At 42.9% G+C, this 12,296-nt stretch carries 7 protein-coding genes; all 7 read left to right on the top strand.

What is annotated here, in order from left to right; all coding sequences use genetic code 11:
• Positions 1-21 precede the first annotated feature (21 nt).
• The 7 genes from D7322_RS02110 (at position 22) to D7322_RS02085 (ending at position 12,270) form a co-directional block, all read left to right on the top strand.
• Positions 22-3,483 (top strand): SusC/RagA family TonB-linked outer membrane protein, encoded by a 3,462-nt coding sequence (locus D7322_RS02110; RefSeq protein WP_121120838.1) that lies wholly within the window; start codon positions 22-24, stop codon positions 3,481-3,483.
• A gap of 11 nt (positions 3,484-3,494) precedes the next feature.
• Positions 3,495-5,354, top strand: coding sequence for a RagB/SusD family nutrient uptake outer membrane protein (locus D7322_RS02105; RefSeq protein ID WP_121120836.1), 1,860 nt, complete (start codon positions 3,495-3,497; stop codon positions 5,352-5,354).
• Between the two features lie 130 nt (positions 5,355-5,484).
• Complete coding sequence (locus D7322_RS02100; RefSeq protein ID WP_121121263.1) at positions 5,485-7,341, top strand: outer membrane protein assembly factor BamB family protein; 1,857 nt, start codon at positions 5,485-5,487, stop codon at positions 7,339-7,341.
• Between the two features lie 42 nt (positions 7,342-7,383).
• Positions 7,384-9,210 carry a glycoside hydrolase family 9 protein gene (locus D7322_RS02095; RefSeq protein WP_245971227.1) on the top strand — a complete coding sequence of 609 codons (1,827 nt, stop codon included), beginning with the start codon at positions 7,384-7,386 and terminating at the stop codon, positions 9,208-9,210.
• Positions 9,211-9,260: 50 nt separating this feature from the next.
• Entirely contained in the window at positions 9,261-9,905 is a 645-nt protein-coding gene (locus D7322_RS28870) for a polysaccharide deacetylase family protein (RefSeq protein ID WP_245971226.1), read from the top strand.
• Between the two features lie 21 nt (positions 9,906-9,926).
• On the top strand, positions 9,927-10,739 hold the full coding sequence (murQ, locus tag D7322_RS02090; RefSeq protein WP_121120833.1) for an N-acetylmuramic acid 6-phosphate etherase: 813 nt from the start codon (positions 9,927-9,929) through the stop codon (positions 10,737-10,739).
• A gap of 40 nt (positions 10,740-10,779) precedes the next feature.
• On the top strand, positions 10,780-12,270 hold the full coding sequence (locus D7322_RS02085; RefSeq protein ID WP_121120831.1) for a sodium:solute symporter: 1,491 nt from the start codon (positions 10,780-10,782) through the stop codon (positions 12,268-12,270).
• Positions 12,271-12,296: the final 26 nt, after the last annotated feature.

Genomic DNA, 12,296 nt, shown 5'->3' with positions numbered 1-12,296 from the left:
ATTTTTAAAACTCTATAATCAATGAGAAAATTTGTACTATTTTCTGTTGCTCTTGGATTGAGTTTTCCTTCTGAATCCTATTCTTTTGTAAAGAAAGAGGGCGCTTTGAGCAGTGCTAACTTGACGGGTGCCCTGCTTCGCTCTTCATCGAAGACTTCGGTTCAAAATACGGTGCAAGGTACTGTAACGGATGGAAAAGGCCCAGTCTCAGAAGTAAGCGTTTCTGTCGTTGGCGGAAGTGCATCTACTAAAACCGATGCGCAGGGGCATTTCAAGATTACAGCTGCCGTGGGAAGCAAATTGCGTTTTTCATCCATCGGGTATATTTCGCAAGATGTCATCGTTACTTCGAATACACTTAATGTAGTGTTGGTTGATGATAATCAATCCTTGGAAGAGGTCGTGGTCGTTGGTTATGGTACCCAAAAGAAAGGGAACTTAACTGGTGCCGTTTCGTCAATTAACGTCAAGGACAATTTGCAGGGACGTGCCATTGCGGATGTGGGACGTGGTATCCAAGGGACCACTCCGGGTTTAACTGTTGTGGTGCCAAGTGGCGAGGTTGGTTCCGATCCGGTAATGAAAATTAGGGGGCAGATTGGTTCGATTGCAGGACAGTCTAATCCTTTGATTTTATTAGATAACGTGGAAATCCCAAGTATCCAATTGGTTAATCCGGCTGATGTAGAGTCTATTACGGTGTTGAAAGATGCGGCAGCAGCTTCCATCTATGGGGCTAAAGCAGCATTTGGGGTGGTGTTGATCACGTCAAAAAAAGGCGCTAAGGGCGGGGATACTTTCAATATCAGCTATAATAATAACTTTTCTTTCCAGAATTCAGCTGTTGATTATAATATGGGTGATGTGAATGCGCTTAAGTATTCACTTGAAGCTGCAGAAAGGATTGGTGAAACTGAAGCGGGAGCATTCTATAAAGTCAATAGACAGAGTTATGACCTAGCCGTTAAATGGAAAGAGAAATACGGCGGTACAATTGGTGCCAATGATCCTACTGTATATGGTCGTGACTGGTATGTGAATCCGGCTGAACCGACCAAAAAATATGGTGTGCGTACCTATAATGTGCAGGATTATATGATCCGGAAGGCTGCGCCGACTTCACAGCATGATTTAAGTATCTCGGGTACTTCTGGAAAAACTGATTATAATTTAAGTATGGGCTTATTGAATCAGTCTGGAATGATGAAGCCTACGGATCACGACCAATTCAGACGGACAAATGCTGCTTTACGTTTGTCTACGGAGCTGAATAAATACCTGACTGTGCGCGGTGGTGCAATTGTGTCACGCCGCAAAAAGGAGTATCCGTATACGACTAATTCGACAACTGCCGATCCTTGGTTGTACTTATACCGCTGGAGTTCGCTATATCCGATGGGCTACGATGAAAATGGTAAAATGATCCGGAGTCCATGGAGTGAAGTTTCTTCAGCGAATACGGCCAGTTTCCAAAATAATTATCTGAATTTGAATTTGGGAGCTACCGTAAATATTATGAAAAACTGGAAGGTAGATTTTGATTATACCTTCTCTAATCAAGAAGAAATTACGACACAGCCGGGGACACGTTTTACCGCCGCGGATTCCTGGATCGCAGGTGTTGCTCGTAAAGATGCGGCCGGAGCTCCGGTTTATGTTAATGCGGATGGTCAGGTCGTGCCAGCTGGTACGCAGGGCGCTTCGGCTGCCTATGATCTGAATTACTATATGTATACCGCGAACGGCGCTAACCCAGATCATTTTTTGCGTGCGGCGGGGAATCGTCGTAACAACACGATCAATGCTGTTACAACGTATAATCTGAATATTAATGATGATCATGAATTTAAGTTTTTGGCAGGTATCAACCGTGTGACCTTGGATTATGATATGAATTCCTCTCAGACCTTTAATTTGCTCGATATCAAAAATCCACAGTTGGGATTTGGTGTGAATACATCATCGCAGCAAGCCAAGGGGGATGCTTTGTGGGAGGCGCAGCTGGGTTATTTTGGTCGCGTAAACTATGCGTACAAAAACAAGTATCTGTTTGAGGCAAATATCCGTTATGATGGTTCTTCGAAATTTCCAAAAAACCTGAAATGGCAATGGTTCCCGTCCTTTTCTGCGGGCTGGGTAGCATCCGAAGAAAGTTTTATGGAATGGGCAAAGCCTACATTGAACCAATTGAAGTTTAGAGGATCTTGGGGTTCTATCGGTGATCAGACGGTGCTACCAAGTTTGTATACTTCAACGCTTATTCCGGGTGATATCAACTGGCTTGGCGCAGATGGAAGCCGTTATTATAATATTGGAACACCATCAGCGGTTCTTAGCAGTTTGGGCTGGCAGCGTATTGAAACCACAGATATTGGTCTGGATATGCGGATGTTTAAAAATAAATTCGGCGTGGTCTTCGATTGGTACCGCCGCGACACAAAAAATATGATTGTTCCTAGTGGGAATGTAAGCGCAACTTTTGGTGCTCCGCCGCCGCAAGGGAACTTTGGTGCATTGCGTACCCAGGGTTGGGAGTTGGCGATGGATTTCAATCACCGTTTTGAGAACGGGCTCGGGTTCAATGTTCGTGGGACATTGTCGGATGCCAAATCAACCATTCTGAAGTATACCGACACCAAAGTGATTTCTGATTATTACGTTGGTAAGGACGTGGGTGAAATTTGGGGGTATCGTACAGATAGATTGTATCAAGCCTCTGATTTCGAGTATGATGCTTCCGGAAAGATGGTGGAGATTGATATAAATCAGAAGAAATTTAATAAACTTTCTGATCCAAATGGAGCATACAATACATTTTCAACGGACAGCAAGTTTCGTTGGGGACCCGGTGATGTAAAGTTTGTGGATCTAAATGGTGACGGTAAGATTGACAAAGGAGCTGAGACGTTAAGTGACCATGGTGATTTGGAAATTATAGGTAACGAAACTCCGCGTTATGAGTACGGATTCCGTTTGGGACTTGATTACAAAGGCTTTGATTTCTCGGCATTTCTACAAGGTGTGGGTAAACGCCAGCTTTGGGGGAATGGATTCTTGACGATCCCTGGTTATAACTCTTCGGATGGTGCAATGCCTGCGGCTATTGCGGATAATTTCTGGTCGAAAGATCATACCGATGCCTTTTATCCTGCTGCATTTAATAATGCGGCAAGTAATGACGCAAATAATCTGGTAAAACAATCGCGCTATTTATTGGATATGTCTTATATGCGTATCAAGAATATTACATTGGGATATACTTTGCCTTCGTCTCTGACAAATAAAGCCTATATCAAAACAGCGAGAATATATACCTCTTTGGAAAATTTCTTTACGTTTGATAAACTGAAAGGCTTGCCTGTGGATCCTGAAGCAATCAATGGGTTCTCTATATTCAATGAAAAGAATTATAACTCGGGTAGAACAGGGGTAGGTACACCAATGTTCAAATCGGTTTCGTTTGGTGTCCAAGTTAACTTCTAAAATTTACAAAAATGAAACTTACAAAGAAAATAGCTTTTTTGGCGCTGGGGGCAACAGTTTTATTGTCCTCCTGTAATAAAGATGTTTTGGATCGTGATCAGTTAACGAGTATCGAAGATCAAAATAGCTGGGGAAACGAGCTGGCTTTGCGTCTTTACGCAAATGGATTCTATCCGAATTTTTTTACAGGTAATAATTCGGGCTATGCAACTGCTTATGCTCCTGTAACAGGCTATAATTTTTCGGATGACCTGACAAAGAGGAATATTCAGGATAATTTTGAGAATACTGTTCCTTCTACCCGTAAAAATGAATATGCCAGTACAATTGCTTTAATGGAGACGCCGCAGATGTTGCGGGAATATGCAGGCCCGACCTGGAACTTTGTTTACGTAAGAAAAGCAAATATTTTTGTTGACCGCATTGAGCGTGTAACCAAACCAAATATTAATGATGAGACTTATCGTCACTGGATGGCTGTGGCCCGTTTTTTCAGAGGATCGGAGTATAGTCGCCTGGTAGAGGTATTTGGTGATGTTCCTTATTATGATAAAGAATTGAAGGATACTGAAACGGATCTTTTGTATAAAGACCGGGATAATCGCAGTGTGGTTATGGATCATGTGTACGAAGATTTTCAATATGTATTGGATAATATGCGGACAAATGACGGAAAGCAATACCTGAATAAATATGTTGCGGCATCTTTTATTTCTCGTTATATGTTGTTCGAAGGGTCTTATTTATATTATCACAATATAGATAAAGAAAGAGCGAAGAAATATTTGGAGTTGGCTCAGAAGGCGGCCGAAATTGTGATGAATTCTGGTGCTTATAAGTTTACAAGTGATTTTAAGAGTCTTTTTTCATCGGAGGATTTAAGTGCCAATCAAGAAGTAATCATGTATCGTGCTTATGACGCAACTAAAAATGTCACGCACAGTGTTGGTTCGTATAGCAACGGTACAGAGCGTCAGGATAATGCGTCCAATCTCGTTCTTGTCAAATCGTTTCTGTGTAATGACGGAAAACCTTGGCAAAACTCATCTGTGACAAATGCAAGCAGTTTCTCCATTAAAGATTTGGCCGTTACACGAGATCCTCGTTTTGAGGCTTCATTTTATGAGAAGCCATTAACTTCCTCGTCGACTCTTTTTTACGCATTTAAGTTTGCCTCAAGAGAAGCATTGACCTATATTGGTGGTAAATATCCTGCTGCGTGGGCCGGGATGACGAACACATCTGATGCACCGGTTATTCGTTTGGCTGAGGTGGTACTTAATTTTGTTGAAGCGAAGCAGATTTTAGCTGAGGGATTTGGAGGGGCGGCTGTAACACAGGGTGATATAGACAAATCGATCAATGCGATACGTGCTCGTCCTATAGATGCTGTGGCTGCATCAAAAGGGGTACAGAAAACAGCGCCTTTACAGATCGGAGCTATCGCAAATGACCCTGCAAGAGATGCTGATGTGTCACCATTAACTTGGGAAATCCGCCGCGAGCGTCGCATGGAGTTTGTTTATGAAGGTCTTCGTCTATTGGATATTAAACGCTGGAAGAAACTGGATTATATGAATTTTGATAAAAATCCAGATTATTACCGTGGTCCTTGGATTGATGTTCAGAAAGATATTCCGGCTTTACTGGATCCTTCAAAAGTAGGAATCCTTAAAGTGGTGGATGCTACGAATAAAGTAATCATTTATGATGGTAAGAATGCTAGTCAAATGGTTGGCTTCTATCTTGTCGAAACCGTCCAAAATCGGGAGTCTTTCTCGGATCGCTCTTATATGGCACCTGTTGGCCTGGAGCAAATAAATGAATATGCTTCGAAAGGTTATAAACTGACCCAAACTAAGGGTTGGTAATTTGACTCTTGACAGTATTAAGCCTTGTCTATTAGACAAGGCTTTTTTATATCAAAAATATCACGCATAAAAACGCATCTGTTTTTTTGTATTTATGCATAAAAACGCTATTTTTAAGAAAATATTATCCATGAAACCGAGGCTTATAACCCTTATTGGTGCATTATTATGCATTATTGATATGTCCTTTGCGCAATCTTTTAAATTTGCCCATGTGACAGACACACATGTTGGCGGTGCAACAGGAGCGGAAGATCTGCGACGTACTGTAAAGGATCTTAATACATTGAAAGACATCGATTTTGTTATACTCTCTGGGGATATCACTGAATTTGGGGCTGATCAGGAACTGAAATTGGCAAAACGTATTTTGGATAGCCTGCAACTGCCCTGGTATGTAATTCCGGGCAATCATGATGGAAACTGGTCCGAAAATGGAGCCAATACTTTCCGTACCGTCTTCGGTGGCGAAACGTTTTTCTTTAAACATAAAGGTTATCAATTTATAGGGACTAATTCCGGTCCGAATATGCGTATGAGTCCAGGTCAAATACCACGTGAAAACCTGGTGTGGATGGATTCTGTCTTTGCCGCGAACCCCGATAGGCAAACACCATTAATTTATATTAACCATTATCCACAAGATTCTTCCCTGAACAATTGGTTTGATGCATTGAAACGGGTCAAAACACGTAATGTCCAATTGGCGTTCTGTGGACATGGTCATGCAAATAAGGCTTACGACTGGGAAGGTATACCGGGTGTGATGGGGCGGTCTAACCTCCGCGCAAATAAAGCTGTGGGGGGGTATAATATCGTCACTATTGGGGATGGAAAAGCTTCCTATCAGGAACGTAATCCGGGCGTAGGGACACAAGAAAAACCTTGGTTGGAGGTGCCTTTGTTTGATCATCATTATGATAAAGAGGCTGCTGTTTACCCGCGACCAAGTTATGCAGTCAACGAGAAATATGCGGGTGCCGTTCATGTGAACTGGACTTTCGAAGACGCAAGCGACATTGGCGCAGGGTTGACCATTGATAAAAATAAGGTAATTACTTCAAATACTGCAGGGGATATCTTTGCCCTGGATCTTAAATCCGGTAAAAAGCTATGGTCTTACAGAACGGGAGGAAAGGTGTATTCCACGCCAGCAGTTTGGAAAGGTGTTGTTGTCGCCGGCTCTTCGGATCACTTTATCTATGCTGTCGATGCAGAAAACGGAAAACTCCTCTGGAAGGTAAAAACAGATAAAGCTGTATTGGGGTCGCCGTTGATTCAGGATGGTATTGCTTTTATCGGTGGCTCAGATGGTAAATTCAGGGCATTGGACGTAAAGACCGGAAATTTGAGATGGAGTTTTGATCAGGTCAAAGGGTTTGTGTCGACTTTGCCAACTTATTATTTAGGAAATATTATCTTCGGTTCTTGGGGAAATGGATTTTATGCCTTGGATGCCAAAACCGGAAAATTATCCTGGGAATGGAAAAATGGTCACGCCAATCGGATGTTTTCGGCTGCTGCCTGTAATCCTGTCGGAGTAAATAATCGCATTTTTGTTGTCGCGCCGGATCGGTTTATGACTGCGTTGGATGCGCGAAATGGCGCAGTGATCTGGCGGGAAAAGAAGGATACTATACGTGTGCGGGAGTCTATGGGGTTGGCGGTAAATAAAAAACAGGTCTATGTGAAGACAATGGACGGCGATTTGCTGGGAATTTCTTCTTCGGATGACAAAATGGACGTAATTTGGAAAGCAAAACTAAAATTACCCTATGAACTGACCCCATCGGCAATAAAAACAAACCGTAAATTGGTGTTTGTGCCGAGTCATTCGGGTTTGCTTTCGGCTGTGGATGCAAAAACAGGCGCGGTTATCTGGCAGTATAAGATTTCCAATGGCATGGTCAACCCTGTTGCTATAAGTGGTAATAATGAGGTTGTTGCGAGTACGATGGATGGGAAAATAGTTTCTTTGAGGTTTTAAACAACCGTTTGAGTTGATTTTATTAAAAATAAATGCCTTATTATGATAAAAGAATGTCTAAACTTCTTAAATTTACGTCAAGCTTTTTTGCTTGTTTTTGCATGTTTTGTTTGTAACTTTGCGGAAGCACAGCAGAATGCTTGGATTCGAATAAACCAATTAGGCTATACTCCGACAGGCAAAAAGGTCGCGGTATGGGGAGGGAAATCAATCAGGCAGCTTCGTTCTTTTGAGGTTAAAGATGCAAAAACAGGTAAAACAATATATGTCCGCCCTGTAGGGAAGGATTATGGTGCCTATGGTCCGTTTGTTCAGAGTTTTCGATTTGATTTTTCGGCATTACAGGATACGGGAAGTTATTTTATCCAGGTGGGAGAAATCAAGTCTCCTGATTTTAGGATAGCCTCCGATGTCTATAAGGGTGCAGCGGACTTTGTATTACGGTATATGCGTCAACAACGGACATTGTTCAATCCTTTTTTAAAGGATAGTTGTCATACCCATGATGGCTTTACTTTGTATGCCGGTAAAGTCGGTATAGCGGATAGTTCGCATATTGATGCTGGCGGAGGCTGGCATGATGCTTCTGATTATTTACAATACGCGACCACGTCTGCAAATGCGACATTCCACCTGCTGGCGGCTTATCGGGATTTTCCCAAAGTGTTTGACGATCAAAAACAGGCAAATGGCTTGGATGGAAAAAATGGTCGTGCTGATGTGTTGGATGAAGCCAAATGGGGACTGGACTGGTTGTTGAAGATGCATCCAAAAGCGAATCAGATGTATAATCAGATTGCGGATGACCGCGATCATGCAAGTATGCGCATGCCCAAGGAGGATCCCTACTATGGTCGTGGATTTGAACGCCCGGTGTATTTTATAGATGGCGAGCCTCAGCAAAGGGGCAAGTTTATGAATAACACCACCGGGACGAGTTCCACGGCGGGGAAATTTAGTAGCGCTTTCCGTTTGGGATCTGTGCTTTTTGGAAAAGAGAATAAAAAATATGCAAAATTGCTGTCACAGAAAGCGGAGACAGCTTATGCGTATGCAAATATAAAACCCGGGGTAACACAGACGGTTTCGGTCAAATCACCCTATATCTATGCCGAAGACAATTGGGTGGATGATATGCAGCTGGCGGCAGCAATGGGATTTTCGGTAACAAAGAAAAACAAGTTTGCCGAGGAAGCCATGCAGTATGCCAGACAGGAAAAAATAACACCCTGGATGATATCAGATACAGCTGCGCATTATCAGTGGTATCCTTTTATCAACTTGGGGCATTATGAATTGGCTAAAAAATTGAAGGGACAGGATCGCGAGGAGATTGTTTCATATTATAGGCAAGGTATCGAAGAGGTCAATAAACGTGCGGAGCAAAATGCATTTTTAAGAGGGGTTCCTTTTATCTGGTGCAGCAACAATCTTACGGCTTCTTTTGCCATACAGTGCCTTTGGTATAAAGAACTGACAGGGGATAATCAGTTTGATGAACTGGAACAGGCGAACTTTGATTGGTTGTTTGGTGCTAATCCTTGGGGAACAAGTATGGTTTACGGACTTCCATCTTGGGGCGACACACCGGTTGATCCACATTCTGCTTTTACTTATCTGGGTAAGCATCCGATCGACGGGGGGCTGGTAGATGGTCCGATCATGGCGTCTACTTACCGTAACCTGATCGGTATTAAGCTGAACAACCCCGATAGCTATGCGGATTTTCAGAGTGACCTTGCCGTTTATCATGACGATTATGGTGACTACAGTACCAATGAGCCAACCATGGACGGAACGGCTTCATTGATCTACTTGCTGGCGGCTAAAGAAGGGAAGGCCTTGGAGGAGCCTGTGGGAAAAAAGTAAGCAGGGATGGATTCGGCGCTATTGTCCGTGGCGACTCTAAAGTGAAAAAAGTGGCTTTACTTTTTACGGGCCACGATTTATCGGAGGGAACGACTGCGGTTTTGAAAAGCTTGAAGCGCCATCATGTGAAGGGGAATTTTTTCTTAACAGGAGATTATCTGCGGAACGCAAGTTTCAAGCCTTACATCCAGCAAATGTTGAAAGACGGACATGTGGTGTCTGGGCATTCTGATAAGCATCTCCTGGTCAGTGGTTGGGGGAGTCGGGATGAATTGCTGGTCAGTCGGGATTCGTTCCTGCGGGACTTGAAGACCAATGTGGATGAGCTGGCGCTTGCGGGGGTAGATACAAGTCAATTACGCTATTATATTCCTTCTTATGAATGGTATAATAGCCAGACGGTAGCATGGGCAAAGGAAATCGGCTTGTCTTCAATCAACTATACGCCCGGGATACGGACTGCCGCAGATTATACTTATCCAGAAATGGGTGAACGTTATCTTTCCTCCGGGGCAATTTTGAAGGGACTTTGGTCTTATGAGGAGAAGTTCGGCCTGAATGGTTTCATGATTTTGATCCATATGGGGACGGATGGAAGACGGAAAGATAAATTGTATCATTATTTGGGTGATATGATCAACATATTAAAAAAGAAAGGTTATCAAATAGTGGATATACCCGATTTATTGAATTAAGAAATACAATATATATTAAGAATGGTTAATACAACGGAGAAAGATTCGAATTATCAGGATTTGGACAAGATGTCTGTACATGAATTATTGACTAATATCAATAACGAGGATAAATCTGTGCCGCTAGCTGTTGAAAGGTCTATTCCTCAGATCGAAGCATTGGTTAAGGTTACTGTGGAGAAGATGAAGGCTGGTGGTCGGACTTTTTATATCGGGGCCGGTACCAGTGGCCGGCTTGGTGTCTTGGATGCATCTGAATTGCCTCCGACTTATGGTGTGCCATTTGAGTGGATTATCGGGTTAATTGCAGGCGGGGATACTGCGATCCGCAAAGCCGTGGAATTCGCGGAAGATGATCTGGAACAGGCCTGGAAGGATATGGAAGCATATGATATTGACGAAAATGATGTCGTTATCGGTATTGCGGCATCGGGCACTACACCTTATGTCATCGGTGGCCTGAAGACTGCAAACGAGAAAGGTCTGGTGACAGGCTGTATTGTCTGTAACGGCGGTTCTCCGATTGCTGAAATTGCTCAGTATCCTGTTGAGGTTATTGTAGGTCCCGAATTTGTGACGGGCTCTACCCGTATGAAATCCGGTACCGCACAAAAGCTTGTATTAAATATGTTCAGCACGGCGGTCATGATTCAGCTGGGGCGTGTGAAGGGAAATAAAATGGTCGATATGCAACTGTCAAACCATAAATTGGTCGGTCGTGGCGTACGGATCATTATGGATCAGACGGGGGCTACTGAAGAAGATGCTGCGGCTTTGCTGGAACAATTCGGCAATGTAAGGCAAGCGATCGAAGCTTATCAGGCGACACATTAAAATCATCTGCTATCATCAAATCACCTATTAAAAACAAACTATGTCACCAGTTATATTATTATCCTTTATTGTGATCTATTTTGCGGTCTTACTCGCAGTAGCGCACTTCACCTCAAAAGGATCTTCGGATAATTCCACCTTTTTTGTTGCCAACCGAAATTCGAAATGGTATATGGTGGCTTTCGGGATGATCGGTACCGCGCTCTCCGGTGTGACCTTTATTTCGGTGCCGGGTGCTGTGGGGGCTTCTGAATTTAGCTATTTTCAATTTGTTCTCGGAAATGCAGTTGGCTTCGTCATTATCGCTTATGTATTGCTTCCGTTGTATTATAGAATGAACCTGACCTCCATCTATACCTATTTGGAGGAACGTTTTGGACATACGACTTATAAAACCGGCGCGGCGATCTTCTTGGTTTCCCGTACCATCGGTTCAGCCTTTCGCTTATACCTAGTCGCAATTGTCTTGCAGCACTTTATTTTTGATGCCTGGGATGTGCCTTTTGCGATCACCGTTGTGATCTGTCTCGTGCTTATCTGGTTATATACCAATAAGGGGGGACTAAAGACGATTATTGTTACAGATACTCTACAGACGACCTTTTTGGTGACCGCCGTTATTCTTTCGATCTATTTTATGGCCAAAGGATTGGATTTTGGAATTGTAGATACGTTCGAAGCAGTCAAAGAAAGCAGCTATTCCAAAATCTTCTTCTGGGATGATTTTGTAGGCAGTAAGGCTAATTTTTGGAAGCAATTCCTGGGCGGAATTTTTGTGACTATTGCCATGACGGGACTCGATCAGGATCTGATGCAAAAGAACCTGTCAATGGGAACGATCAAAGAAGCGCAGAAGAATATGATTACATTCACAAGTGTATTTGTGGTGATCAATATTTTCTTTTTGGCTGTGGGAGCTTTATTATATATCTACGCCGCAAAAAATGGTATTGATGTCTCCCAATTATCGACCCGTGATTACCTGTACCCGGAGATTGCGTTGAACCACTTGGCTATCGTTCCAGCGATCATCTTTATGATGGGGCTGACTGCGGCGACATTTGCAACAACCGATAGTGCGCTTACGGCGTTGACAACGTCATTCTGTGTGGATTTTCTGAACTTTAATAAAAAGGAAAATCCAAATGATCCTGCTCTTGTCAAACAGCGTAATTATGTGCACTTTGCTTTTTCGATTGTTATGTTGCTGGTCATTCTCGTGTTTAAGCTGATCAATGATGACTCTGTCGTGAATGCCATATTTACCGCAGCGAGCTATACCTATGGTCCGTTGCTGGGATTGTTTGTTTTTGGGATTTTTACAAAATCTGCTGTACGGGACAAAGCGGTACCTTATATCTGTGTGCTTTCACCGACCCTGTTGTACTTGCTGAAAACATATGTGATCGAAGTCTATACGCCCTATGTGATCGGACTGGACCTAATTATCATCAATGGTTTTATCACTTTCCTAATGCTTTTGGCAAGCTCTCCGGGCAAGGCGAGCGAAAAGGCGCTTTTACATAACTAAGCTCCTATATTTGATTTGTACGTACA

It is taken from the genome of Sphingobacterium puteale, assembly GCF_003627955.1.
GTDB classification, from domain to species: domain Bacteria; phylum Bacteroidota; class Bacteroidia; order Sphingobacteriales; family Sphingobacteriaceae; genus Sphingobacterium; species Sphingobacterium puteale.
The sequence above is the reverse complement of the archived record's forward strand: the minus strand, read 5'-3'. Positions and strand labels throughout refer to the sequence as shown.